This is a genomic window from Paenibacillus herberti (genome assembly GCF_002233675.1).
In the GTDB taxonomy this organism is placed as follows: Bacteria; Bacillota; Bacilli; order Paenibacillales; family Paenibacillaceae; genus Paenibacillus_O; species Paenibacillus_O herberti.
The window spans coordinates 315,584-341,133 of sequence record NZ_NMUQ01000003.1; the positions used below are offsets into that span (position 1 = coordinate 315,584).

Sequence of the window (25,550 nt, forward strand, 5' to 3'; positions counted from 1 at the left end):
GCGTCGTTTTTTTGTGCAACAACTCGCATCTGTCGCAACCTTTGCCGCTAAAAACATCCAGAAAACGGAACTTATCCTGCTACAGGATGAGATCGCGGGCCGACTTCGGTTGGAGGGCAAGTTCAATCTCGCGCCCCTTAAGCATGCCTGCAAACCATCCTATACTTAACATACAAATTAACCAAACGAGTCCGATTATGAAAGGATGGTTTGAAAGTTATGATGGAATTGTTCCGTAACCGCGCCTTTACCCGGCTATTTTTTGCTACAGTCAGTTCGCAGCTTTCTTCTACGATCGGCGCGATGGCATTCGCTTTTTATCTCCTAGACCGCTTCTCCAGTCAGCCGGCCTATGCTTCTATTGCCGAAATGTTATACTCGGCCCCAACGGTTCTTGTTTTCCTCTTCATCGGCGTGTTTGCCGACCGCTTCGACCGAAAGCGCATTGCTGAGAATACCGGATGGATTCGAGCCGTACTCTCAATCCTTATGCTGGCTGCTCTGGCCGCAAATGTATGGATCCCGATTGTGTTCCTGCTGCTGTTTCTGCGCAGCGCGGTAACCAAGTTTTATTTCCCAGCTGAAAGCGCTATGATCCAAGGGTTATTAAGAGAAGACCAGTATGTAAAGGCAGCTGGCCTCAACCAATCTTTAAATGGGGTTTTCACCCTGTTCGGTACGGGACTCGGAGCTCTTGTTTATCATTCGGTCGGCGTGCTCGGGGCTGTAACAATTGATGCGATTGGCTTCCTCATTACGGCTCTGTTGGTGCGTTCCGTTAGTGTACCGGTCCAAGTCAGGCTACCTAATGGCCCCACCTCGTTTTCCTCACTCAAAATGAAATCAATCTGGGGAGATTTCCGAGACGGCTTCCACTATATTGTCAGCAACAAACTTCTCTTGTCCCTGATCAGCGGCTTCGTTTTGTTCGGCCTAATCGGCGGTTCCTTCACGATGCTTCCGATGCTCACCATGAAATATGATTTGGCTCCTGACAAATATCCCTTTTTTGTTTCGCTCTACTCGGTGTTTCTTGGTGCAGGTTTCGTCGTTGGGAGTGCTCTCGGTTCCAAGCTGGTGGAAAAATTCAAGCTCTATCAAATTCTGATCAGCAGTTTATTTTTGACCGGCTTCTTAATCCTCTTGCTCGGTTTCACATCCTCTCCTTGGGCCTACTTGGTTTTAGCCTTCGTCACAGCCTGTATTTTGGCTCCGCTCAATATGGCTATCGGTGGATGGTTGCCTAAGCTGGTCGAACCTCATAAAATGGGCAGGGTTTCCGCTTGGATCGATCCCGTTATGATGGCTGGGCAAACGCTTATGCTGGGCTTGATTGCTTGGTTGTATCCGTCCTCTTTCACCCTGCTCGGACTTTATATATTCATTGCCGTTTTGTTGTTCCTGACTTCTCTGATTTATGTTTTGACACTGCCGAGATTCGCTCGTCAGGAAGAAAGTGCTCAAGGCCAGACAAAGCAAGGCGTGAGTTTGGGAGCCTGATTCTTGAAATGGAGCTTCTTTTTCCTCAACTATAAGAGCTGCACGGAAGGTCGTCCGCTTTCCTATTGAGATATGGTACAATAAGGAAATAAATTGAATGAGGTTAGCGGCAGAAAATTTGCTCTAGCCTCGTTTAAGTAACGGAGCGGATGGGGGAGCGGAGCATGGCCAAGGCGAGGGTATTTATCAGTTCGGTGAACGAGGACGGCCTGAAGCCGCTGCGACGCAGCGTGTTCCGCGTATTAGAGGGACTCGGCCATGAACCTCTGATGTGGGAAGAGAATTTGGGGCCGTGGCCGTCTTACCAGAATCCGGTTGAAAAATGCTTGGAGGCTGTGGAGCAGTCCGATCTCTACCTGCTGTTCATCGGTACGAGGGGCGGAACTTTCGATGCCGCCGCAGGCGTGACGGTGACTCATTCGGAGTTCATTCGTGCGGTTGATAAGGGCAAAACGGTGTTAGTCTGGGCAGATGCGGAGACAAAGGCTATTTTCTTTTCCGGCATCGCCTGGAAACTAGATGAATACATAGCACATACAGTGCAGGAGAGCGGTAGTTATCCGGCTCCTATGCAGGCACTGGATTTTCTGCGCTCCTGCCAGGAAGCGCCCCCTCACATCGATCCCTATGTCTGGTTGCTTCTGCATGATATTCGCCAGCGGGGCATATACGTGGAAGATCTGGCGCGAGGCGTCGAGACGGATTGGAGAGGTTATTTCAGTGACCTGTTGCGCCGAGGGCTGCTGCTTCTGCCGCTTGAGCCGACGATTGCTGAGAATAGCAATAGGCTTGAGGAGGCCGAAACGAGTTTTGATTTGCTCGCGGCTTTACTCCCACAAGTGACGCTTGAACCGCCGCATGATTGGAAGGTGTGGCTGAACACGATCCGCGAGCGGCTGCAAGGTCGAACGATTGAGCATCGTTATGGACGTTGGAACCGAGAAACCGTTGGCAGCTATGAAGCTTGCAACGCGGCCTCGTTGTATCGGCGGGATGGCGATTCGATGCGTTTCATCTCCTGCTGTGGACGGGCTTCCGCTGTGCGGAGCTTTGCGCTGAACGACCAAAGTTCCTATATCGCTCTGACTTACGCCATGGGACCGCGCGCAGAGCAGGTCTATTACACGGAGTCAGGGCAGAAATTTTTTTACTGCGTCAGAAGCGGACCTTTTGTGGCGACTTTTCATTTTCCGGCAGGATCTTCCTGGGATCAACTCCGCTATATCCGCTACAAAGACAGTGTTGTTAGTGCTATAATAGGACCAAACACGAGATTGGTGAAGCTAGTTCGCTTATTGCTGGGAGGGATGAGGGCATGAAGAACGGCATATGGGTATCCAAGAACGGCCGTGTCAGCGAAGCATCCGGGCTGCAGCCCAGAGACGCGCTTTTGTTCGCACCGCACGGTATGACCTCGGAGGATCTGTTGCAAGAGCAGCGCTCCGCATTACAGCAGAATATTAAGCTAATCCGAACAAGGCTCGCCGAGGCGACCCGTCGGTAGCGCTTCCATTAATCCGTCCTTGGGCGGATTTTTTGTTGCGTATCGGGTTGGCAGATGAGGAAGTCAGGGGGCAATGGGATGGAATCCAGGCTTGAGCTGGTCGTCCGCTCTACCGAGATCGACGTGAACGGGCATGTGAACAACGCTAAATATTTGGAGTATTTGGAATGGGGCCGGGAAGACTGGTATGAGAGTGCCGGTCTTGATTATGCCGCGTTTCTGGAAATGGGAATACAGACGGTGACAGTTAACATCAATGTGAACTATCGCCGCGAATGCGTACAAGGAGAGCGGCTCATCGTGCGTACCGAACCGCTGCGCGCGGGTCGTACAAGCTATGCGCTGAAGCAGGAGCTGCTGGACAGCAAGGGCGTGGTTCGCGCCGATGCGGAAGTGACCTGCGTTTGCATGGACTCGGTCGAGCGGCGTAGCCGCGAGCTGCCTCAGCGGCTGCGCGAGGTTCTGGAGCGCGGCGGGCATGAGGATCAAGTAGCGGAAGCTACTTGAAAGGCGGGATCTGGGCTGTGCGGTTGGGATCAAGTAGTCGAAGCTACTTGAGAAGCGAGTGCAGAGCCTCGTGGTTGGAAGCAAGTAGTCGAAGCTACTTGAAAGGCGAGCCCCGGGCGAAAAAGCCTGAAGCAAGTAGCCAAAGCTACTTGAAAGGCGATGCCCCAGACCGAAAAGCCCGAAGCAAGTAGTCAAAGCTACTTGAAAGGCGAGCCCCGGGCGAAAAAGCCTGAAGCAAGTAGTCAAAGCTACTTGAAAGGCGAAGCCGCGGGCCAAAAAGCCTGAAGCAAGTAGTCAAAGCTACTTGAAAGGCGAGCCCCGGGCGAAAAAGCCCGAAGCAAGTAGTCGAAGCTACTTGAAAGGCGAGCCCCAGACCGAAAAGCCCGAAGCAAGTAGTCGAAGCTACTTGAGAAGCGAGTTTCAGGCCGCGCAGCCGTAAGCAAGTAGCCAAAGCTACTTGGAACGCACATTCGAGGCCGCGCAACCCGAACAAAGTAAAACAATTCATTCAGACATAAGGAAAAGGGGAATTCTCACTATGACGGGCAAACTTATTTTTTTTGATGTAGACGGTACACTTCTGGATCATGACAAGCGGATTCCGGCTTCGGCGAAACAGGCGGTACGTGAGCTGCAGGATGCCGGACACGAGGTGGCCATCGCTACGGGACGAGGTCCTTTCATGTTCAAGGAGATTCGCGAGGAGCTGGGCATCGACTCTTTTATAAGCTACAATGGCCAATTCGCAGTCCGCAAAGGTGAAGTCATCGTGCGAAATCCGATCCAGCCGGAGTTGCTCCAGCAGATTACGGACCGTGCGGCTGAGCTGGATCACCCGATTGTATACATGAACGATGTAACGATGAAAGCGAATATCGAGCGCCATGACTATATCGAAGCGAGCATGGCTTCGTTATCGTTGAAGAATAAGGTCATGGAATGGGACAAGGAGTTTTACCTGGGCCGCGAGATTTATCAGTGCCTGTTGTTCTGCACGATCGGCGACGAGAAGGGCTATCGTGAGGCATTCCCGAATCTCGGCTTCATCCGCTGGCATCAGTTCTCTATGGACGTGCTGCCACTGGGCGGTTCCAAAGCACAGGGTATTGAAGAATTCGTTCGTCGCGCCGGCGTGCGTCCAGAAGATGTGTATGCATTTGGCGACGGCTTGAACGACATCGAAATGCTGCAGTCCGTGCACAACAGTGTGGCGATGGGTAATGCAATCGAGACGGTGCAGAAAGCCGCCAAACATGTGACGAAGGATGTAACTGAAGATGGTATCCGTCACGGGCTGGAACTTGTCGGACTGCTGTAACCTATCGCTTCGCTTCAACACTAGCGCTTCTGCTTGTCCACGAACATCCTTACGGAACTGAGAGAGCTTATTTCGCCTCAAAACAGGCTACAAATGATGTAACGGAACTGAGAAGCGTTATTCGAGTAAAAATGATGATAGTCCCGAGAAATACCCTCAATTAGTGTCTCTCAGTTTCGTTACGGCTTGAAAACCCTCCATTTGGTTGAAATAGGGCTTCTCAGTTCCGTTACGCTACCGAGGGAGCGGTTTGAATTAATGGACGAGCGGAACTCAGAGCGTGAGCGTATAGCTTGACCATTCCTATAAAAATGAAAGCTCAAGACGCCTCAGATTCGAAAACGATGCAGCGCCGTCCGCCTAGATTAAACTGGCGGCCTAAATAGGGGCAGCTCCGAAATCATCTAATAGATGACTTTTGGGGCTGCCCCTTATTTACCATAAAATCTTGTCACCGCAGGTTACAGTCAGTAATTGAAATTCCCCTTAACCTGCTCCTAAGCTCGTTCCGCCGCCAGCTCCGCATGCCGTTCCAAGTGGCGGCTGCGAATCAGCAGAGCGGCGATGATCAGCATCGTGCCGTTGAGCACGAATACCCAGCGAATTGGAATGACGCCGCCCAGCGCGCCGCCGATAATCGGCCCCATCATCGTTGCAAGCTGCGTCGCAGATTGGTTCAAGGCAAAGGCGCGGCCGCGGAACTCCGGCGCAGTCACTTTTACGATCAACGCGTTCAAGGAGGGGTACACTCCAGCGAAACATAACCCGTATAAGAAGCGCAACGCGCCGAAAGCGACAAAATTATGCGCGAAAAATTGCAGCAGATTGCCAATCCCTCCGCCCATCAGGCCGATGACGAGCACATTCGTGTAGCCGATACGCGGGCCGAATTTACCCCACTGCGGCGCTGCAATCAACGTGGCGATACCAACTGCGGAGAAAACAACTCCAGCCAGCAGGCTCGCATTGCCGTCGCTGCCGCCAATATCCATCATATAAACCGTAAGAAGAGGCTCCAGAATCATCACGGAAAACGTGCCAAGCGATACCAAGCCGAGCATCGTTACTAACACTTTGTTGGAGAATGCTTCCTTTAAATCCTCACGGATCGGGGAACGGACAGCACTCCGGTTGAACTTATGTTCCTTGACGAAAAACACTGCGATCAGCGCGGACACAAGTACGATGAAACCGGAAAAAATAAAGCTCTCCCGATTGCTGAAATAATGGCTGACCAAGCCACCAATCAGCGGACCGATGATACCACCTGTCGCACCAGCAGTAGCCATTATGCCGAGCGCATAACCTGCCTTGTTCTCGGGTGTATTCGTGGCGACTAGAGCGATTGCCGCCGGGACGAATCCAGCGAGCAGACCTTGGCCGACGCGCACTCCGAGGAATACATAGGGATCATGCACGAAATAGGTGACCATATAAAGTGCTGCGAGCGCGAAGCCAGAGCGGATCAGCATTGGCCTGCGGCCGTATTTGTCCGAGAGAGAACCCCAGTAGGGAGCGATTAATGCGCTGGCGAGGAAGGTGATGCCAAAGGCGAATCCCGACCAGAGCGTGAGGTTGTTCGTGATTCCGAGGTCATTGCGCAGAAACAAGGGCATGAAGGGGATGGATACGGTATAAGCGGTGCTGCAGAAAAAAACACCGATCCATAAAACGAGCAGATTTCGTTTCCATAAATATGAATCCGCCATGTAAACATCAAGTCCTTTCCGGGGCTGGCCGGACCCTGTTGCAAAGCCGAAACTAAGCCGAAACTAAGAAGCATGTTCAAGGAATAAAAGTGGTTTTCCGCACATTTCTGTCCCTTATATTGTACTCCTCCTCTCCGAATAATCCAAGTTGGATGCGGAAATTCGGGCTTAACGCTCAAGGAGGGCTCGGATTAGAGGGGGGCATGATACGGTAATAATACGAAAAAGGCAGGTTCGGAAAGGGTGTAAACGATGCGTTATGATGCACTCATTGTCGGCGGCGGGCTGGCGGGTTTAAGCGCTGCGGTGCAGCTTGGACGGTATAACCATAAGGTTCTTGTCATTGATTCGGAGGACGGGCGGTCGAGCTTTTGCCTTCGTTACCATAATTTAATTGGCTGGCCGGATGGGGTGAGCGGACCGGAACTTCGCAAGGCGGGGAGAATCCAGGCGGAAAAGGTAGGCGTGCATTTTGTACATGACAAGGTAATTGAGGCTTCGGCGCTAAACGGTGAGGGCTTCTCCGTCCACACGGAGGCTGGCGAAACGTATGAGGGCCGGCGGTTGCTGCTGGCGACCGGCGTCATGGATCGGCTTCCGCCGCTAGAGGGGCTGCGCCCCTGCCTTGGCATCAGCATTTATGTATGCCCGGACTGCGACGGTTACGAGCTTACGGGCAGGCGCGCGATTGTGATGGGCTCGGGTAACCCCGGGGCGCATATGGCGGATATTTTGTCCTACTGGACCAATGAACTTGTCTACATCAACCACGAGAACGCGGAGGTAAAGCCGGAGCTGCTCGCTAAGCTGGAAGAAAAGGGCGTTCGGATCGTGGCAGAGCGAATCGAGCGATTGGTGGCAGAGGGCGATCAATTGCAAGGCGTAACGCTCGCTACGGGTGAATGGGTCGAAGGTGGCCGGGCTTTTGTTGCTTTTGGCGGCAATGAGGTGCGCTCTGGTCTCGGCGCGCAGCTTGGGGTCAAGCTTCATGGCAACCGTCATATCGAAGCCGACCCTCGCACCAAAATGACCAATGTGAAACATGTGTGGGCGGCGGGAGATGTGCTGGCACACTCCGAGCAGGCGTCTATCGCTATGGGCGACGGCTCGCAGGCAGCAATCTGGATGCACAAAAGTCTGATTGAAAAGCCAGGAAGCCCGGCGCTGCGGCCGCTCCAGGATGCTGTGCGGCATGCACAGCAAGAGGGCATTTAAGCGCTAGCTTCAGATCCGCCGACTTTCCTCTACAGAAATGGCTTGCCGAGTTAACCATGCTTCAATGGAGGGACTGCGCCGAAAGGTCAGCAGAGACAGCAGCGACAGGGCGACTAAAGTCAGGTAACGGCCATCAAAAATGCTTGGTTGGCATGCATCCTTTTCGATGAGATACTGCTTGGGCATAGGAGTGTTCCCCCTCGTATTAGGAATGGGCAGTTAGAGCCTCCGACAATGTTCACTATTCTGTAAAAGTATACCAAATGACGGCGTCGTCTGTCTTTCCTTTTCCGGCAGCCGGGGGTACAATTAGGTTCCTGGAACATGTGTTTGGTTCACATGCTGTCATGGCATGAGCGGACCGACAATTTTACGGAGGAGGACTCAGACGATGCCGTTTGTGTTCAAGGCCGGCGATTATCCCGAGAAGCCCGGTTGTTATTTGATGCGCGATGCGTCAGGTCGCCTGTTATATGTCGGAAAGTCCAAAAATTTGAGGAGCCGTCTGCGCTCCTATTTTTATAGTAACAAGAAGATCAGGAGATTGCAGGAGCTGGTGGAGAACATCGCTGACATCGAGGTGCTTCTCGTTAACAATGAGACGGAGAGCCTGCTGCTCGAAAATAATTTGATCAAAATCCACAAGCCCCCGTACAATCGTGCGCTGAAAAAGGACAATAGCGGTTATGCGTATTTGATGCTTACCACAGAACGGATTCCGCGGTTGGCGGTTTATTACCGTGACCGACGGGAGCCTGAGGTGAGGCCGAGTGAGCACTTAGTACAAGTGTCCTCTGTTGCGGAACCGAAGCGTTTCGGCCCTTTTGCCAGTGCACGATTCCGTAATGAACTGCTGGAATTTGTCGCGGATCATTATAAATTGCGGTCCTGTACCAAGCTCCCCAAGCGGGCTTGTCTGCTGTATCACATAGGTAAGTGCAGCGGAATTTGCGAGGGACATCATAGTGAGGAGGATTATGCGAAAGATGTGCGCCAAGTATCGGAGCTGCTGTTTGACGGTGGCAAGGATGCACTTATCGCCCGGATGTACGCACAGATGTCGGAGTATGCCGAGGAACTGAAGTTCGAGAAGGCCCAGAATATGCTAAGCCATATCCGCAACCTGGAAAAGACGCCCGAGAAGCAAATCGTTGATCGGGAAACGAATCTCAACCAGGAGGTGCTCTACTTCGGCGAACAAGGCGTAATGGTCGCAAAGGTGCAGGAGGGCATGCTGCGCGAGCTTCAAATGGTTGAGCTGGAGCGTGGTTATGACGAGGCGGCATGCGATCGTTTTTTAATTCGCCGCTACCGCGAGCAGAACCGGCCGGACGAGCTGATCGTCAATCGAATCGCTGATCCGGCAGCGGTGCGCCGCGCACTTCGTCGTCCGGGCGACCGGTTGGCTTCTCCGCTTACCATCACGCAGCCGAAGCGCGGTTTGAAGCATTCACTGCTGCAGTTGTGCAAGGAGAACTACGATTTCCGCGTGAAAGGTGTAATCGTAGGCGGGAGCGGCAGCGAACGAGAGGTTGCAGCGAGCAGCGAAAATGAGGGGAACTAGCCATAAGTCAGCCGATCATGCTTGTAACCGGAGGTAATGCCGGAATGGGATTCTAAACGGTCATCGGGCTAGCGACCTCTGGAGCCAAAATAGTGCATCGTGCTGACTTTTTTGTGCTTCAAGGCACTCTTAAGGCGAATTGCACCAGTTCTTGCTGAAAGCGCTCCGCCTCATCTTGGAAAAGCCCATGACCGCTCTTTTCGAAGCGAATCACGTCAGCGTTCGGAAGCGCTGCTGCCAGTTGCAGGGAAGCCTCCGCCGGGACGATGCGGTCATGCACGCCATACATGATCGCAATTGGAACTCGGATATATGGCAGATCCTCGAGTTGATCCTCGTCCCGTAGTGAACGGGCTAGGCTAAGCGTAGCGCTGAGCGAACCGTCCATCGCAAGATTGGCGAACCAGCTCATATATTCGGGGCTGTGATAGCGATAAAACATCTGGCGCGCAAAGGTTGCGGCCATCTGAGGACGATCCAGCCCAGCATGCTGGATTAAGCGATCCAACTGTTCCGGGGGCAGGCCGAAGGGCCAGCCGTCACGCTTGATGAGCGATGGCGTTGCAGGAGAGATCAGCGCGAGACCAGCGACACCTTTTCCGCCATGACGGCTCATGTAGCGAACGGCAGCTGCAGCACCTGAAGAAAAGCCTGCCAGGATTACCTCATCCAGGCAGAGCGAGTTGATGACATCGCGCAAATCATCTGCGAGACGATCGCAACAGTAACCGCCCGAGGGCGCATGGGATCGCCCGAAGCCGCGCAGATCCGGTGCGGCACAGCGCAGTCCTGACTCCGGCAAAAAAGCTAGCTGGCGATCGAACATGCGGTGGTTCAGCGGCCAACCGTGAAGCAACAGCACGGTCCTGCCTCGCGCTGGACCGGATTGGTGGACGTAGAGCGTGACGCCGTCGTCCGTAGTTACCCAGGACATGGGCTTCATCCTCCTTTGTTTTCTAGGCTGTCAGTTACTTTATGAACCGCATATTCAGCTTATGAAGCTTACTGACAGTAGCATGATGTCGAGTTATACTGGGAAGCATGTCCACGCATGAGCGGCAGTGTGGTTGTTGAGATGATTGACTGCGAAATTGGAGCAGGGGGTTATCGCGATTGCTTATGAAGCGGGAGGAGCGCATCATTCCGCTTTTCGGCGAATATATTGGTTGTCCGTAACGAGAATGGGGAGATGTAATGGCCCAGAATTCAAATGAGTCGAATACAATAGGCCGAGGAAACCCGGGTCGATGGCTTGCAGCTCTGTTGTATGTGGCTGCTCTCGTGTTAGTTCTGCTCTATCGGGTGCCGATAGGAATATGGCTAGACAGCGGACAGCCCTCACCCTTGCTCATGCTGGCGGCGGCTTTAGTGCTGGCGCTGTTCCCGGTATTCCCCTATGCGATTGTCATTGGTGCGCTTGGGTATATGTTCGGGCCACTTGGCGGCAGTCTGATCAGTCTGGGCGGAACTTGGATCGCATCATTGCTGACATATGCGGGATTTCGGTTATTTTTCCAGGATCGTGGACGGGTTTGGATCGCCAAAGCTGGCCGGTTGGATAGATTCGTGCGACTCACGGACCGGAGCCCGTTTTTGTTCCTGCTCATAGCACGTGTACTGCCTGTCATCCCCGAAATGAGTGTGGACGCCTATGCGGCGATTACCGGCATCAAGCTGCGAGTCTATGCTTCGGCTTCCTTGCTCGGCAAGGCTCCCGGCATGTTGTTTTTCGCGCTGCTTGGCGGCAGCCAGGGCAGTAGTCCCCTGCGAATAGCGGCACTCGTTATTGCTTATCTCGCATTCCTCGCTGCGGCGCTTATCGCGTACCGGATGCTGACATCCCGTCCGTCACTGCCTCCCGACTCTTAACCCAAGCTGAATGAATGCAGCGCCAAAAGGGTATAAGGTAGTCATGAGAGGCAAGCTTTTATGCCTCTTGGAAGAAGAGAGGGGCACCCGATTTTGGGATTTTTATTTATTCTTATTTACTTTATTCTCATCCTGCTTGTGCTGAGAATTAGCACGGTGTTGCTTGTTATGACAGGCTTGGAACCGAGTCAGTCCAGCTTCCAGGCAGTATCCATGCTCACTGGAGCCGGTTTTACTACATCGGAATCCGAGCTTATTTTACGCCACCCGGTGCGCCGCCGCATTGGTATGGTGCTCATTCTGTTCGGCGCCTTCTCCCTCGCTGTGTTGATCTCCGTCATCAGCAGTTTGTTGTCGGAGAATCCCCATTTGACGCTGATGATATCGATTGCCTTGATGCTCGCAGTTGTGCTGGTCAGCCTGCGTATCCCTAGTGTGAACCGAAAGGTGTCGCGTTGGATTACAAGCCGCTTGCCCTCGCATACCGAGGGAGGGCCGATGCCGATGGAAGAGCTGGCGGATGACGAGCGTAATGAGGATGTCGTCGGTCTGCATATCGCAAGCGATTCCGCGTTGATTGGCAAAAAGCTGCGCGAACTGCTGCCCGAGGGCGAAGAAGTCGTGCCGTTAGTCATTAAGCGGGATGGCGGTAAAATCCGTAGAAATGTCTCGGACACCGTGCTTGAAGAGGGCGATTTCATCCTGCTTTATGGTGACGAATCGATTATCGAGTCCAAGTTCTGTGTGAAGCTGGGCAATCATGGTATGGTCACTGGCAAGGAATAACGTTACCATCAATACACAGGTAAATTTACATGAAGGAGCGGCATGTCCATGAGTATGGGCAGAATGGCTTAGCCCTGGACTTTATGTCGAGGAAAGGATAGGCGAGATGAGTCTGACGGAAATAAGTGAAAAATCATTTCTTTCGCTAGGGAGGCTGCACCGTAAAGAAGCCTTATTCTTCTCAACTCCGCTATGCGGAACCTGCAAAGTAGGGGAAAGAATGCTGGAAATTGCAGCTGCGGCGCCTGGAGCAATGCCGGTGGCGAAGCTTAACGTAAACTTCGCACCGCAACTACGGGAGCGTTGGCGAGTGGCCAGTGTGCCGGCGCTGGTTGTGTTGGAGGACGGCAAGCCGGTACGAATTGTGTATGCGATGCGATCGGCGGGAGATTTATATGAGGCTCTGAGACTTCAGGAGCAGGACTAAGCTAACGGGACAATAGGAATGGAAGCAATCTTTCGACATATATCGCGTTAATCTACCTGACATATCGGGTAGATTTTTTTGTTTTTTTTAGGTGTAAAGTCGCATAAATCTATAAAAATCGAAAATTTGGTTCAAAGTAGCGGACATTTGAGTTATTATAATTAACATGACTATAACGTTCCCTTTCCGGGATCGGGTCGAAATTGGAATTATCCTTAGGCGATTGGAGGCCAGGCATGATCTCTTTCCAACAGGTCAACAAGCATTACGGCAGCTTTCATGTGCTGAAGGATATTGATCTGGATATCGCTGAAGGCGAGGTCGTCGTCATTATCGGACCATCCGGCTCGGGTAAAAGCACATTGTTGCGCTGCATCAACCGTCTTGAGGAAATCTCGGCTGGCAACTTGATGGTGGATGGCCAGGCAGTCCACAACAAAACGACGGACATCAACGCCTTGCGCCGGGGTATCGGCATGGTATTTCAGCATTTCAATCTATATCCGCATTTGAAAGTGATCGACAATATTACGCTGGCGCCGGTGCAAGCCGGAGGGATCAGCAAAGAAGAAGCTCAGAAGACAGCCATGCTTTATTTGGAGAAGGTCGGTATTCCTGAGAAAGCGCAGAGTTATCCTTCGGAGCTATCTGGAGGCCAGCAGCAGCGCGTGGCGATTGCTCGGGGACTGGCGATGAAACCAAAAATCATGCTGTTCGACGAGCCGACATCAGCGCTTGATCCAGAAGTAATTGGTGAGGTGCTGTCCGTCATGAAGCTGCTAGCTCAGGAAGGCATGACGATGGCTGTTGTAACACATGAGATGGGCTTTGCCCGCGAAGTGGCGGATCGCGTCGTGTTTATGGACGAAGGCCGCATCGTGGAACAGGCCGCTCCGGCAGACTTTTTTGCTCGGCCAGAGTCTCCGCGTGCGCAGGATTTTCTCAGCAGGGTCATTAATCATTAACTTTTAGCGACGAAGACGAGAGGGGTTAAAGACGATGAGAAAAAAGAAATGGCTTGGCATGGGCGTGTCCCTGATGCTGCTGCTTACTGTTGCTCTATCCGGATGTGGCGCGAATAAAAGCGAGGAGAACAACTCTGGTGGAGCGGCTGGATCTCCTGCTCCAGGAGAAAGCGGCGCTGTAGGCAAGATCAAGGAGCGCGGCAAGCTTATTGTCGGCGTGAAGTATGACACTAATCTGTTCGGACTTAAAAACACTAAAACGGGCGACGTGGAAGGCTTCGACGTTGACGTTTCCAAAGCGATTGCCAAAAAGCTGTTCGGTGATGAAAGCAAGCTTGAGCTCAAGGAAGTAACGAGCAAAACGCGTACTCAGATGCTGAACAACGGCGATATCGATCTCATCGTAGCCACGATGACAATCAACGAAGATCGCAAGAAGCAGGTCGACTTCTCGGATGTTTATTTCAACGCAGGACAGTCGCTGCTGGTGAAAAAGGGCAGCCCAATTACGAGCATTGAAGATGTGACCAAGGATACAAAGGTAATCGGACAGAAAGGCGCTACTTCCATTAAAAATATCGAGGAAAAAGTTCCGGGCCTCCGCGTACTGCAATATGAGAATTACCAGGAGGCGTTCACCGCCCTCAAGGCAGGGAAAGGTGATGTGCTTACGACAGATAACGCGATCCTTTTTGGTATGAGCCAGCAGGATCCGAATTATGTTGTTGTCGGAGGTATTTTTACGGATGAGCCATACGGCATCGCTGCCAAAAAAGGCAACACGGACCTAGTGACCGCGGTCAATGAAACCATTAAAGAGCTAAAGGACAGCGGTGAATACGCTGCTCTCTACGAGAAGTGGATGGGCGAGAAACCGCCGGAGGCATAAGTATGGACTTTTCCTTTGTCGGCGCTTACTGGGGAGATTTCACCGAAGGGTTTAAAAATACGATTTATGCCAGTTTGCTCGCGCTAGCGGGAAGCTTTATCCTCGGCATTCTATTGGCGGTGTTTCGAATATCGCCTTGGAAGGTTTTAAGGATTCTCGGAACCGCTTACGTGGAGTTTTTCCGTAATATCCCGTTGCTGCTCGTTGTTTACGTATTTTATCTCGGCCTACCTTCTATGGGCGTGGATTTGGATGGCTTCACTTCCGGCACGCTGGGGCTGATGGTGTACACGTCGGCCTTCATTGCCGAAGCGATTCGGGCGGGAATTCAGTCGGTACCGACGGGCCAGATGGAGGCGGCGCGTTCATCAGGTTTGTCTTATGTGCAAGCGATGCGTTTTGTCGTTCTGCCGCAGGCCGTGCGAATTGTTATTCCGCCAATCAGCAACCAGTTCCTGAACCTGGTCAAAAACTCCTCCATTTTAGGCGTTGTGGCCGGATTCGACTTGATGTATTTTGCTGATAATGTCAACAGTTACTCCTTCCAGACGATCGAGACGTATATGATCGCTGCTGGCTTTTATCTCATTCTGACGATCCCGCTGGCCTATGCGACGAATGTGCTTGAACGCAGGCTGGCGCGGACGAACTGAAGGGAGAGAGTACGATATGGATTTTGCAGGCGCTTACTCTCCCCATAATCTGATGTTCATGCTTAAGGGTTTTGGTTTGACGCTCGTTATAGCTGGAGTATCGATTGTACTGAGCTTCCTGTTTGGCACTCTTCTGGGTGTCATTCGTTATAGCCGGATTCGATTACTTTCGCCGCTGGCTATGATCGTGACCGAAATGATCCGAAATTTGCCGCTTCTGTTGCTCATATTTTTCGTCAAATTCGCTTTGCCAGAGGTTGGGATCAAGTTTTCCACCTTCTGGGCGGCGGTCGTCGCTCTGACGATATTCGAGGGAGCGATGATTGGCGAGATCGTGCGCAGCGGTCTGCAGTCGGTCAATAAAGGACTGGTCGAGGCAGCGCGTTCTTCCGGGTTAACGGCGGTTCAGACGTTGCGACATGTGGTGCTGCCAATCGGCCTGCGCCGCATGGTACCTCCGCTTGTGAGTCAGTTCATCTCGCTGCTCAAAGATACCTCGCTGGCTGTCGTCATCTCGTTACCGGAGTTAATGCACAGCTCCAACATTGTCATGGGACAAAATATCAGTCAAGTATTCCCGGTTCTGCTGCTTGCCGCAGCACTTTACTTCACGGTCAACTATAGTCTTTCGCTACTATCGCGGCGTTTGGAAAGCCGTGAGGGCGGACGCCGTCGCACGCCAGGAGCGGGTACACCAACCGTGGCGGGCAAAGTGAACACAGGCAATGCATATGTTGGAAACGAAGTCTGAAGTGAATGCAGGTAATGCAACGGCTGGAGCTGAAGGCTGATTGGTGAGGTACGTTAGTTAAAACCTGCCATGTATTCTGAGTGTATGGGTATGAAGGCCTGATCTTGAGGCAAAGGGATGGGATTGCCCGGTATCCAACATCGGGTTTTATGCGACTGGAACAGGCTTTGCCGATTGCGGCAGAGCCTGTTTTTTGATGTTATACAGTTGTCAGAAAGTGTGCATTCATGGCCTAACGGAACTCAGAGAGCTTATTCTCTCTCAAACACAGGCTCTGAATGATCTAACGGAACTGAGAAGCGTTATTCGGAGCAAAAATGATGATTTGACCGCGAAGCGGGCTGGCCCCCTAATTCTGGAGAGTTCAGAGCGAAATAGGTTTGAATCGAAGTATAGCTTCCTTTTTCTCGCAAATACGCTCATACGGCCCGTTTGTACGAGGAGACATCGGGATTGCTTCGGCACGGCGCTGGGGCAAAAGCCCCGCCTAGCAAAGCAAGTAGTCGAAGTTACTTGCTTGGGACGAAAACTGCACCCCGCACCTCTCACCTCTTACTAATAGTGCATCTATTTCCCGTGGTGCTCTCCAATTCAATTAGGGGGCTTGAAAGGAAGACCCCTCAATAGCGTCTCTCAGTTCTAAGCTTTACCCACAGCACAGGAAATAAATTACAATAAATAGCGATAGCTTTCGAAGACAGTTTGGAAGGCTCGAATGCCGCGCCAGAGCACTTTGGCTCCGGGATCGCCGTCACCTTTTCGTCCCAAAAAGCCACCGAGTTTGGCCAGTGCCATTACACTTTCATGCAACGTAGGTGGATTTGGGGGGAGCGTGTTGGTCTTATAAGCAATGCGGTGAAGCACCTTCCATTCCTCGTCGTTCATGACTTCAGTACACGGCGCGTCTGGCTGTTGACGAGCCAGATAGGTCAGATGCAGAAGTTGAGCGGCAATAATGGAATAGAACAAGATGAGTTTCTTCAGCCGATCCCCATCACGTGCTTGCATCTTTTCAATTTCGCAACCGCTCTTCAAAATGTAATGGAATCGCTCGATCTTCCAGCGTTGGACGTACCACGCCACTTTTTCGCTCGCCTCGTCTACCGTCGTGATCGGGAGGTTGGTGAATAAAAACCATTCGATGGGCGCTTGTCCCTCAAGCGGTGTCGTTTCCACGGCATGAATGATGGTACAGGTGAGCGGTGAATACCCGGCGCGCTTTTGTTTCAAGTGGGCCGGTACCTGTACGGTATCGGTCAAGAAGCGGATTGCCAGAGTCGTTTCCCGAGTGGGCACCCCGCGGCGCGTATCTCGCGGAATGGATACGACAATCTCACCCGCTACCGGCTGCTTGCACACATCGTCCCACATGCGTCCTTCGGCTTCTGTGATGCGGTTTTGCATGGAACGAATCACATACGATTGGTTGTCCGCCTGCAACGTAGACAAGAACTCAAAGAAATCCGCTTCCCGGTCTCCCACATGAATGAGGTGCATGTCCGAAGGGAGACCCTGGACGCTGGCTTGCGCTGTCTCGGTCCACTTGTAATTTTCTTTTTCTTCGTAGGGACGACTGACTTTCCGCTGAGCTTTGAGCCCCAGTTCGCGCGCCCAAATCTTTTGATGGAGGAGGCCCATCGGGAGTCCGGATGGCGTAAGTACTAGTGCGGAATGCACCAGCAACCCTTTGGTTTGCTCGCGGTTATACGCACCAAGTCCAGGCGTCTTTCCCCGATTTCCAAACTTGATTTCGGTCGTATCTTGCACGCACAGGAACATATATTCGCCTGTTTGCTTCATCTGCCGAAGCGTTTCGGTCCGATAGGCATTCATCACATTTTCTTCGTTTATCTCTGAATTCTGCAACAAACGAGAGATGGCTTTGGCTTCCGCTGCATCCTGACTGACCTCTGCAATGGAGGCGCCCGGATTATGGGATAGCGTCTTCATGGTCTGAATGAATCGGTTCAGCGTCCGTCCGCAATGGATGTACATGCGACGAAAAAATTCAAAGTCCGGTGTGAGTAAAGAGGAAGTTGCTCGGGTATTCGACATTTCATCCGCCTGCCCTTATCTTCTTTTTCACTTATCATACCGACTTTGTCTGCGAGGGGACACCCTTTTATGATTTTCAATTTCCTGGAAATGTTGTGGGTAAAGCTTAGCTCTCAGTTTCGTTACGGCAGTTGCTGAAGCGAATTACGGAAGCAATAACGATAGCGAAATACGGCAGCGAGTTGCTGTAATTTCATGCACAAGCGAACCTCGGAGCACTTCAGTTCAACCGTTCAACCCGACCGTTCAACTCGCCGATTCGTGAAAGATGCTTACCAATTCAAGCTTGGAATAGACTTGCGATTAATAAACGCCTAAAATGTCGATAGAAAGAAGATTATAAGCAATCGAGGTAATCTAATAGGATGACATGGGAACTGTTTTTACTTATTGCGGTTGGCGGGTTTCTTGCTGCTTTTGTAGATTCTGTTGTAGGTGGAGGCGGACTAGTGTCGGTGCCTGTGCTGCTTACGGCCGGGTTGCCGCCCCATCTTGCCCTTGGCACGAACAAGCTTGCTGGGACGATGGGCTCACTTACTAGCATGCTGGCGTTCATGCGCTCCGGCAAAGTTGAGCTGCGTGTCGTGCTCTGGCTGGTTCCGCTTACGGTCGCCGGCGCTGCCGGCGGCACATTGCTGTTACAGCAGATACCATCGGATTGGTTGCGCCCACTCGTCATCATTTTGCTCATTCTCATCACCCTGTATACCGTGTTCAAGCGCAGTTGGGGGAAGGATGGAGAGCAGCGCGCAGCCTTCAGCCGTCGAGCCATCCTATTACTTGTTACGGCCGCTTTCATTCTAGGCGGATACGACGGCTTTTTCGGTCCGGGGACCGGCTCGTTTTTGATCTTTGTATTTCTTTTTGTGGGATATGACTTTGTACATGCGGCTGGCAACGCCAAGGTGCTTAACTTCGGCAGCAATATTGCCAGTCTGGCGACCTTTGCTTTGCTACAGAGCATCGATTGGCGCATCGGTCTTACGATGGGGGCGTTCATGGTGCTTGGCTCACTGGTCGGCTCTAGACTGGCTATTCGTCAAGGTGCGAAGTATATTCGGCCGCTATTTATTGCGATTAGCTCACTACTGATCCTCAGACAGGCCTGGGAGTTACTTACAAGCTGAGGATACGGTTAATCTTGGCTGCATGTGTGATTACTTGGGGTCACTTATCGAAAATAAATTCTCTGATTCCCCCCTGAAAGGATGTTGAAAATGGCGCTTGCTCAGTGCAGCTTTTTCTCCGACGTGCTCGGACTTTCCTGCTCCATGAATGTAATTATTCCTCAACAGACCCGTCGTCAGATCGGCATGGAGGGCAAAGCTTCCACCGGTAAATTCCCTGTGCTGTATTTGCTGCACGGCCTGTCGGATGATCATTCCATCTGGCTGCGGCGCACCTCGATTGAGCGCTATGCAGCCGACTATGGAATTGCAGTTGTCATGCCGACCGTACATCGCGGCTTTTATACTGATATGAAGGTCGGAGGAAAGTACTGGACGTTTATCAGTGAGGAGCTGCCGTACATTGCGAGCTCGTTGTTTCCTTTGTCCGAACAGCGTGAGCAGACCTTCGCGGCAGGGCTGTCGATGGGCGGTTACGGTGCCTTCAAGCTTGGCCTGAGGAAGCCGGACTGCTTCGCTGCTGTGGCCAGCCTATCAGGAGCGCTCGATATTGGCAGCATTTATGAAAGACAGGATATTATGCAGCCTTGGGAAATTGAGTCGATTTTCGGTAAACGCGAGGAAGCGGCTGGCGGACTTGATGATTTGTTTCATCTTGCGGAGCAGGTTGCTCTTTTGCCGCCAAAAGATCAGCCGCTGTTTTTTCAAAGCTGTGGTACGGAAGATTTTTTGTACCCGGACAATTTGGCTTTCCACACACATGCGGTCAAGCTTGGGCTGAGTCTGCATGTTGAGTATGGTCCTGGAGACCATAATTGGAGCTACTGGGACGAACAAATCAAACGGGTGCTGGATTGGTTACCCTTGAATGGACGCTAACCAAGAATGTACGAGCTCAAGGTAAGACACAGCCGGTCCGGCTTGAATCAACTGCTTCGTGTGCCCTAAGGTCCTTATCTACCATCCATTCCCTGCAACCTAGCAGTTGGAACTCCCGTTGAATAGTAAACAGCAAAAAAGCCTTCCCGAAGGAAGGCTGACTGGCTCCAGAACTATTACCTAAGGCTTTCTTTCAGGAAGGCTCCAGAGTAGCGCCAATGCGCACTAAATGTTCCCCTAAATAAGGCTTGTCCCTTTAACTACAGTACGCGGCGTGCTGTCGTGTAGTTTTTGCTCCACCAGCCGGAGTTGATCGTATCGATCGTAACGCCCGGATCACCGTAAGTGTGGACAACCTTGCCGCCGCCGATGTACAAGCCGACATGCGAGATTGGGGAGTAGAAGAAGACCAGATCGCCAGGCTTTAGATTGCTTTTGGATACATACTTGCCGGCTTTGGATTGGGCTTTGGAAGTACGCGGCAAGTTGATTCCAACTTTATTGAAGGCATATTTCATCAGGCTGGAGCAGTCGAACATTCTTGTTGTACTCGTAGATGCTCCGAATTTATATGGCTTGCCAAGCTGTGCCCGGGCTGCAGAAATCGCTGTGTTCGCTTTAGATGTAGCAGAGGCTGCATGAATTTCTGTTGTACCGAATGATTGGGAAGCTGGAAGTACGGCAACTCCTGTCACGGCGATGGAAAGGGCAACAGTAGCAGCGGCAATTTTATTAGTGAGAGTATTTTTTCTAAGGATGAAGTTCATGATGTAAATTCCTCTCTTCTTATGGAAGTTTTGGAGTGCAGATGTATATTGGCTTCAGCTGTGTTTAAGCTGTTGGTTATCCGGTACAACAAAGATACCACACTCCGAAACTTCCAACCCTTTCCTCTGAGACTATTGAATCAGTGTTATCATGCCTTTTTACCTATTTGTGAGAAAAAAATGAGAATGCTCTCATCCTTGTTTAAGATTTTCTTCATGCTGGTTTAAGCCTTTGCTGGACGCGCATCCGGATATAACCGGTGCACCGCTTCCTCGAAGGCAGCTTCACGCATTCTTGCGTCCTCCAGCTCCCCGAACGTCTCCAGCTCACGCAGTATATTCATGAAGCTCCGCTGTTCCAGGCTGCATTCCACGATGATTGTACGTTCCTGCAACTGTTTGCCTCCGAAGCTATCTGCACCAGCGCCCTGCAAGTGCGCCCACGCTGCATTCGCCTGCTCCAACGTACGGAACGTCGCTTCAATTTGGGCAGGCATCCCGATCCGGGAGCGCAGCCCATCTAATGAACCATCATAATGAAGCGTGCCTTCCGTTATAACCAGCACCCGGCTACAGAGTTGCTCAATATCATCCATGTCATGCGTCGTTAGCAGGATCGTAGTACCGAGTTCCTCATTGACGCTGCGCAAAAGAGAGCGGATGTCCCGTTTGGCGGAGGCATCCAGCCCAATCGTCGGTTCATCTAGGATGAGAATAGAAGGCTCATGCAGCAGAGCCGCAGCGAGATCGCCGCGCATCCGCTGTCCCAGCGAGAGCTTTCGCACAGGCGTATCCATGAATTCACCCAGTCGCAGCAAGTCGTCAAGCTCCTGAACCCGGCGTATTCTCCGCGTTTCTTCCATGCTGTACATCGCTCCGAGCACCTCGAACGAGTCCTTCAGCGGCAGATCCCACCACAGCTGCGTCCGTTGGCCAAATAACACACCGAGTGAGCGGGCGGCTTCTCTGCGCCTGCGATGAGGATTGATACCGCTCAGCCGCACTTCTCCTGAGGTCGGGTGCAAAATGCCGGACAACATCTTGATCGTCGTTGATTTGCCTGCACCGTTAGGCCCGATGAAGCCGGTAAACTCTCCTTGTCCAATTGTAAAGCTGACGTCGCGTACAGCTTCCTTAATCATGCTACGTGGTCGGAGCAGATTGCGAATGGCGCTTCCAGAGTCTTTTTTGCCGGCTCGCAGCCGGAACGATTTACTTAGATGACTTGCTTCAATCATGCCTTTCATTCCTCCTTAAGCGATGCTGCTCGCTTGTCAGCTGCCTGTACTCTGATAGCGACTTATTCCCCATTTCCATAAAAACGCGCCAGCACCAAGCACAACAAGCGAAGCTGCCGCGCTAAGTGCAAGCATCCACGGCCCAGCCTCACCTCGCACGATGTACAGAGCGGGCATGTAATTAACAAAAGCAACCGGAAGTATGGAAGTCAAAATGCCCTTCAACCAACCGGGATAGATGGAGAGCGGATAGCGAATTGCGGTATGGGTCGCGTCTTCCGTTAAATTTTGCAGCATATCGATGCGAGTCAGCCAGAAGCCGGTTGCGGCGGTCGCAAGTCCAATGCCAAACAGCAGCAAGCCACCGTTCAGGCAAATAAGCACACTGAGCGGAATTGCGATCCATAGCTGGATTTGGTCATCCGCTGCAAGGCTGCTCAGGCTGTAAGCCAGCATACCTAGGCCGAGTAAGGTTTCACCGAACCGAACGGACACGTTCTGGGTCATCAGCACAAGCAGCACTGGAAGCGGTCGCAGCAGCAACCCATCCAGGTCTCCGCTTAACAAATACTTTTCAAGATGATGCACATCGGAAGCAAAGGTTCGGTAAATCGCTTTGGAGAGAATCAGAATGGAATACAAATAGGCAGATTCCTGAACACTCCAGCCCTGAATCGTGCCGAAACGGCTCAAAATAACGGCCAATAGAGCAAATTCAACAAATGCGATAAGTGCTGCAATTGTCGAGCCCAACCAAAAATTAAAACGGTATTGCATGCTGCTGCGGAAGCTGAAACGGATAAGCAGTTTGTACATAGAAGCCATACCTTTGAGGTCCCGGATCATCCGCCCTGCACCTCCGTTTTGGTCCGCATCAGCGCTGTTGCCGCGAGGCATAACAGGGTTAGGCCGGCGCACCAGGCAAGCGAAGGAAGCAGCGAGCTAATTCCGTCCATTCCAAGATAAATGCGCGTTGGTATGTACTGCAGATAGGGGTAAAAAGACCAGCGGCTAAACCAGCCAAGCCAGCCCGGCAGCCATTCAATAGGAATAAGAAAACCGGAGAACAAGGTGAGCATTGCATGATTAAGCCAATGCAGCCACTGGGACTCTGTTGTCCATAGAGATACAGCGCCGATGAGATACTGGACACAGAGGGACAAGTAGGCCGCGCAGACGAGTGCAGCAAGGAAGGCAAATGCAGTACTAATGCTGTGTGGAAGGCGTAGCGGAATCACAACTAGATACAACAAGTAGATCGGTACGCTTTTGTAAAGGAACTGATACCCGATATTGCCCCATTCACGGCTCATCATGTTGTAGAAAAGATGGACGGGACGAGCGAGCTCGATCGCAATGCCACCAGTCCGTACGAGCTGAGGGAGTCCCAGGCCATAATTCGTAAATGCGGTCACCCAGAGCAGACATTGGTTGAGTGCAACGTACGAGATGAGTCCGGCCATGCCGTATGAGCCGAGGTCGCGGCCTTGACCTATTCCGGTCCATATGGACAGATAGATGAAGCCGAATAGAGCGCTTGCAATATTATGGAGCAGATGCGAAGCCCGGTACTGCAAGTTGCGAGAGTAACTGGCGCGCGCGAGCGCGAAAAAAAGCATGAGGCACCTCATTTCTTCAGATTATTGGAACATCTTCAAAAAATAAGGTGAAATGCGCTAGAGAGCGGATGAACATCGTACCAGTACTTCCTGCATTAGGCAACAACTTTTTTCCATTAAGAATGGCTAGTTAACAATTGGAGCAGGATAGGAAACATACGGAAGGGAAGGAGAGAGAAACATGCCGTTGTGGGTGGAGGTCATTCTACGTACTTTAAGCTCGGTTGTTGTGCTGTTTCTGGTAACCAAGCTGCTCGGCAAACGTCAATTATCGCAATTGTCGTTGTTCGAGTATATTACAGGTATTACGATAGGTAATATTGCGGGTTATATCTCACTCGATACCGATTCAGAATGGTACCTCGGTTTCGTCGCGATAGCCGCTTGGGCCGTTGTATCAATCGGAATTGAGTTCTGGACGATGAAAAGCCGCTTTATTAGCGGAATTGCGGACGGCAAAGGAACCGTTCTTATTAAAAATGGAGCCATCCTCGAACAGAATATGTTCAAAGTAAGAATTACGATAGATGAGCTGTTGGAACAGCTTCGCAAAAAGAGTGTATTCAGGGTAGCAGATTGCGAGTTTGCAGTCATGGAGAAAAGCGGCGAAATCAATGTGTTGTTGAAAAAAGAGAACCAGCCGCTTACACCAGCGATGCTGGGCTGGAAGATGACGACCGAAACCGAGCCTCAGACCGTCATTATGGATAGCGAAGTTATGCAAGAGCCTCTGCACAATACAGGCAAGGATGAGGACTGGTTGCGTCATGAGCTGGCAAAGCTGAAAGTGAAGCCGGATGAGGTGTTTCTTGCACAGGTGGACACTCAAGGAAAACTGACCGTGCAGACCGGCTACCAGGATGGAGCGCTGGAGCCGAAGAAGGAGACGCCTCGTCAGCAGCTGCTTAGCTCGCTGGAACAATGCCATGCCGATTTGGAGCAGTTCGGAAGGTTCTCTCGCAGCGACGAAGAAAGGGAGGCACTTCTGTCCTGTTCGCGCCAGCTGAAGCAAGTCATTCGAGAGGCGCAGCCAGAACTAAAGTAACCTCCTTTAAAAAAGTCTCTATATTATAGAAGAAAAAATACAAAGCGGGTCATTTTCCTTGCTTGACCATGCCCGAATTTCCGACACTGCCGCTGTTCTGATCGCTCATGGACGGGCCGCTTCCGTTCAGTTCTTTAATGCTTTTGCCCTTGGCCGCTCGTTCTTTAATGAGGTTCAAGGGCACAGGCATCGCGTTCCCACCTGCAAAATGCTTCTGCACGAGTATATTGAACGGCTTAATGTAGCGATTAAGCTCTCGGCCGCCCCATGCTTCCCGAGCGTATTCTACGAATTGATTCACTACATCGCGGTTTGCTGTAATGTGTACCTCCTGCACGGCTGGAGCGAGCTTTCGTACACGCACGGCAATCGTTTGTTTTAGCTTGGAGGATAACTCATTATGGTCATTGACCGAGAAGTAGGAATTGTAAGGCGTAACAAGCTGGCGGTTATTCCAAGTATCGCTGCCTGTCTTATTATTGTAGACACCTTCCGTCCAGCCCCCATTATCCTGCTCATTCAAAATAGGTCTGCCGTTTTTGAGCGTATGCGTCGCAGTCGCATCCAACACAAGGCCGACATAAGCATTACGGTCTGTAAGCATGACAACCCCTTGACCAATCCCATTTATGTTGGTAACTTCCCGGGACAAATGGGAACTGAACTCAACGAATTGATTGTTATGCTGACCCGAACCCGAGCCGGACTTGCCGTACATCCGTCCTCCATACATCTTAGGATCATTTTTCTGGCGGGTTCCGTAATTTTGATCGCTGTCCTGCACGAGTTTCTTATAGCCGCAGGCAGAGGTAAGCAGAGTTAAAATCAGCAAAGCGCTGAGCAAGACAATTTTGCGGTTGAATGGCATCGATCATCAGGCCTCCTTCAGATATTAAGCCGTGATCTTAGGGTTAGCCGGAGGGAGACAAATATGCGTCTTTTGCTCCATACATAATTGCCCATGGGTTTGGTGCAAAATGAGTAGGAGTACAGGGTAGAAAGGAATTGAATGACAGTTGAAACAGGGTAAAAAGCCTTTTTTGACATCTTTGAGAACAATTTGTGAACTCTCTGTGGAACATTGACAATTAAGGGCTTCAACTTTATATTTAATTAAGTATTTGACATGCAGGAGTTGCCAATTTACAGCTAAGTATGAAGCA

The 25,550-nt window shown here is 51.5% G+C and carries 28 protein-coding genes; 18 read left to right on the forward strand and 10 right to left on the reverse strand.

The window, feature by feature from the left end; all coding sequences use genetic code 11:
• Positions 1-219 precede the first annotated feature (219 nt).
• The 5 genes from CGZ75_RS20910 to CGZ75_RS24825 all read left to right on the forward strand — a co-directional run bounded on the left by CGZ75_RS20910 (position 220) and on the right by CGZ75_RS24825 (position 3,702).
• A complete protein-coding gene (locus CGZ75_RS20910; RefSeq protein ID WP_089526210.1) occupies positions 220-1,500 on the forward strand; it encodes an MFS transporter in 1,281 nt (426 codons plus the stop codon).
• Between the two features lie 164 nt (positions 1,501-1,664).
• Positions 1,665-2,819 (forward strand): DUF4062 domain-containing protein, encoded by a 1,155-nt coding sequence (locus tag CGZ75_RS20915; RefSeq protein WP_176444944.1) that lies wholly within the window; start codon positions 1,665-1,667, stop codon positions 2,817-2,819.
• Entirely contained in the window at positions 2,816-3,004 is a 189-nt protein-coding gene (locus CGZ75_RS20920; RefSeq protein WP_089526212.1) for a hypothetical protein, read from the forward strand. Before CGZ75_RS20915 ends, CGZ75_RS20920 begins: the two co-directional genes overlap by 4 nt.
• Positions 3,005-3,082: 78 nt before the next feature.
• On the forward strand, positions 3,083-3,511 hold the full coding sequence (locus CGZ75_RS20925) for an acyl-CoA thioesterase (RefSeq protein WP_089526213.1): 429 nt from the start codon (positions 3,083-3,085) through the stop codon (positions 3,509-3,511).
• Positions 3,508-3,702 carry a hypothetical protein gene (locus CGZ75_RS24825; protein WP_141136852.1) on the forward strand — a complete coding sequence of 65 codons (195 nt, stop codon included), beginning with the start codon at positions 3,508-3,510 and terminating at the stop codon, positions 3,700-3,702. The genes CGZ75_RS20925 and CGZ75_RS24825 overlap by 4 nt, the downstream gene beginning before the upstream one ends.
• Before the next feature lie 57 nt (positions 3,703-3,759).
• On the opposite strand, the gene CGZ75_RS24830 is transcribed toward CGZ75_RS24825, so the two are convergent.
• A complete protein-coding gene (locus CGZ75_RS24830) occupies positions 3,760-3,981 on the reverse strand; it encodes a hypothetical protein (protein WP_176444945.1) in 222 nt (73 codons plus the stop codon).
• Between the two features lie 68 nt (positions 3,982-4,049).
• Here CGZ75_RS24830 and CGZ75_RS20930 point away from each other — a divergent pair, with 68 nt between their 5' ends.
• The gene (locus CGZ75_RS20930; protein ID WP_089526214.1) at positions 4,050-4,829 is read left to right on the forward strand and encodes a Cof-type HAD-IIB family hydrolase; all 780 of its coding nucleotides are present in this window, start codon (positions 4,050-4,052) and stop codon (positions 4,827-4,829) included.
• A 497-nt stretch (positions 4,830-5,326) separates the two neighbouring features.
• On the opposite strand, the gene CGZ75_RS20935 is transcribed toward CGZ75_RS20930, so the two are convergent.
• Positions 5,327-6,538, reverse strand: coding sequence for an MFS transporter (locus CGZ75_RS20935; protein ID WP_089526215.1), 1,212 nt, complete (start codon positions 6,536-6,538; stop codon positions 5,327-5,329).
• A gap of 252 nt (positions 6,539-6,790) precedes the next feature.
• On the opposite strand from CGZ75_RS20935, the gene CGZ75_RS20940 reads away from it, so the two are divergent.
• The gene (locus CGZ75_RS20940; RefSeq protein ID WP_089526216.1) at positions 6,791-7,753 is read left to right on the forward strand and encodes an NAD(P)/FAD-dependent oxidoreductase; all 963 of its coding nucleotides are present in this window, start codon (positions 6,791-6,793) and stop codon (positions 7,751-7,753) included.
• Positions 7,754-7,762: 9 nt separating this feature from the next.
• Here CGZ75_RS20940 and CGZ75_RS25440 read toward each other — a convergent pair whose 3' ends face one another.
• Entirely contained in the window at positions 7,763-7,939 is a 177-nt protein-coding gene (locus CGZ75_RS25440) for a hypothetical protein (RefSeq protein ID WP_176444946.1), read from the reverse strand.
• A 205-nt stretch (positions 7,940-8,144) separates the two neighbouring features.
• Here CGZ75_RS25440 and CGZ75_RS20945 point away from each other — a divergent pair, with 205 nt between their 5' ends.
• The gene (locus CGZ75_RS20945) at positions 8,145-9,317 is read left to right on the forward strand and encodes a GIY-YIG nuclease family protein (protein ID WP_089526217.1); all 1,173 of its coding nucleotides are present in this window, start codon (positions 8,145-8,147) and stop codon (positions 9,315-9,317) included.
• 118 nt (positions 9,318-9,435) lie between these two features.
• On the opposite strand, the gene CGZ75_RS20950 is transcribed toward CGZ75_RS20945, so the two are convergent.
• Entirely contained in the window at positions 9,436-10,251 is an 816-nt protein-coding gene (locus CGZ75_RS20950; protein WP_176444947.1) for an alpha/beta fold hydrolase, read from the reverse strand.
• 260 nt (positions 10,252-10,511) lie between these two features.
• Between CGZ75_RS20950 and CGZ75_RS20955 the strand changes: the two genes are divergently transcribed.
• From CGZ75_RS20955 to CGZ75_RS20985, 7 genes are all read left to right on the forward strand, one after another.
• Positions 10,512-11,186 carry a TVP38/TMEM64 family protein gene (locus CGZ75_RS20955; protein ID WP_089526219.1) on the forward strand — a complete coding sequence of 225 codons (675 nt, stop codon included), beginning with the start codon at positions 10,512-10,514 and terminating at the stop codon, positions 11,184-11,186.
• Between the two features lie 93 nt (positions 11,187-11,279).
• Entirely contained in the window at positions 11,280-11,972 is a 693-nt protein-coding gene (locus CGZ75_RS20960) for a TrkA C-terminal domain-containing protein (protein ID WP_176444948.1), read from the forward strand.
• A gap of 106 nt (positions 11,973-12,078) precedes the next feature.
• The gene (locus CGZ75_RS26300) at positions 12,079-12,399 is read left to right on the forward strand and encodes a thioredoxin family protein (RefSeq protein WP_089526221.1); all 321 of its coding nucleotides are present in this window, start codon (positions 12,079-12,081) and stop codon (positions 12,397-12,399) included.
• 236 nt (positions 12,400-12,635) lie between these two features.
• Complete coding sequence (locus CGZ75_RS20970) at positions 12,636-13,364, forward strand: amino acid ABC transporter ATP-binding protein (RefSeq protein ID WP_089526222.1); 729 nt, start codon at positions 12,636-12,638, stop codon at positions 13,362-13,364.
• Positions 13,365-13,398: 34 nt separating this feature from the next.
• The gene (locus CGZ75_RS20975) at positions 13,399-14,253 is read left to right on the forward strand and encodes a glutamate ABC transporter substrate-binding protein (protein WP_089526223.1); all 855 of its coding nucleotides are present in this window, start codon (positions 13,399-13,401) and stop codon (positions 14,251-14,253) included.
• Positions 14,254-14,255: 2 nt separating this feature from the next.
• The gene (locus CGZ75_RS20980) at positions 14,256-14,906 is read left to right on the forward strand and encodes an amino acid ABC transporter permease (protein ID WP_089526224.1); all 651 of its coding nucleotides are present in this window, start codon (positions 14,256-14,258) and stop codon (positions 14,904-14,906) included.
• Positions 14,907-14,922: 16 nt separating this feature from the next.
• Positions 14,923-15,657 carry an amino acid ABC transporter permease gene (locus CGZ75_RS20985; RefSeq protein WP_089526225.1) on the forward strand — a complete coding sequence of 245 codons (735 nt, stop codon included), beginning with the start codon at positions 14,923-14,925 and terminating at the stop codon, positions 15,655-15,657.
• Between the two features lie 669 nt (positions 15,658-16,326).
• Here CGZ75_RS20985 and CGZ75_RS20990 read toward each other — a convergent pair.
• Positions 16,327-17,712 carry an IS4 family transposase gene (locus CGZ75_RS20990; RefSeq protein ID WP_245850652.1) on the reverse strand — a complete coding sequence of 462 codons (1,386 nt, stop codon included), beginning with the start codon at positions 17,710-17,712 and terminating at the stop codon, positions 16,327-16,329.
• A 365-nt stretch (positions 17,713-18,077) separates the two neighbouring features.
• Between CGZ75_RS20990 and CGZ75_RS20995 the strand changes: the two genes are divergently transcribed.
• The gene (locus tag CGZ75_RS20995; protein WP_089526226.1) at positions 18,078-18,839 is read left to right on the forward strand and encodes a sulfite exporter TauE/SafE family protein; all 762 of its coding nucleotides are present in this window, start codon (positions 18,078-18,080) and stop codon (positions 18,837-18,839) included.
• Positions 18,840-18,929: 90 nt separating this feature from the next.
• On the forward strand, positions 18,930-19,718 hold the full coding sequence (locus tag CGZ75_RS21000; RefSeq protein ID WP_089526227.1) for an alpha/beta hydrolase: 789 nt from the start codon (positions 18,930-18,932) through the stop codon (positions 19,716-19,718).
• Between the two features lie 260 nt (positions 19,719-19,978).
• Here CGZ75_RS21000 and CGZ75_RS21005 read toward each other — a convergent pair whose 3' ends face one another.
• From CGZ75_RS21005 to CGZ75_RS21020, 4 genes are all read right to left on the reverse strand, one after another.
• Positions 19,979-20,485 carry a C40 family peptidase gene (locus CGZ75_RS21005; RefSeq protein WP_089526228.1) on the reverse strand — a complete coding sequence of 169 codons (507 nt, stop codon included), beginning with the start codon at positions 20,483-20,485 and terminating at the stop codon, positions 19,979-19,981.
• 224 nt (positions 20,486-20,709) lie between these two features.
• Positions 20,710-21,723, reverse strand: coding sequence for an ABC transporter ATP-binding protein (locus CGZ75_RS21010; RefSeq protein ID WP_089526229.1), 1,014 nt, complete (start codon positions 21,721-21,723; stop codon positions 20,710-20,712).
• A 36-nt stretch (positions 21,724-21,759) separates the two neighbouring features.
• Positions 21,760-22,569, reverse strand: a complete 810-nt coding sequence (locus tag CGZ75_RS21015) for an ABC transporter permease (RefSeq protein ID WP_245851020.1) — start codon at positions 22,567-22,569, stop codon at positions 21,760-21,762.
• Positions 22,566-23,342, reverse strand: a complete 777-nt coding sequence (locus CGZ75_RS21020; protein WP_089526230.1) for an ABC transporter permease — start codon at positions 23,340-23,342, stop codon at positions 22,566-22,568. The genes CGZ75_RS21015 and CGZ75_RS21020 overlap by 4 nt, the downstream gene beginning before the upstream one ends.
• Positions 23,343-23,523: 181 nt before the next feature.
• Between CGZ75_RS21020 and CGZ75_RS21025 the strand changes: the two genes are divergently transcribed.
• Entirely contained in the window at positions 23,524-24,387 is an 864-nt protein-coding gene (locus tag CGZ75_RS21025; protein ID WP_089526231.1) for a DUF421 domain-containing protein, read from the forward strand.
• A 49-nt stretch (positions 24,388-24,436) separates the two neighbouring features.
• On the opposite strand, the gene CGZ75_RS21030 is transcribed toward CGZ75_RS21025, so the two are convergent.
• The gene (locus tag CGZ75_RS21030; RefSeq protein ID WP_089526232.1) at positions 24,437-25,255 is read right to left on the reverse strand and encodes a hypothetical protein; all 819 of its coding nucleotides are present in this window, start codon (positions 25,253-25,255) and stop codon (positions 24,437-24,439) included.
• Positions 25,256-25,550: the final 295 nt, after the last annotated feature.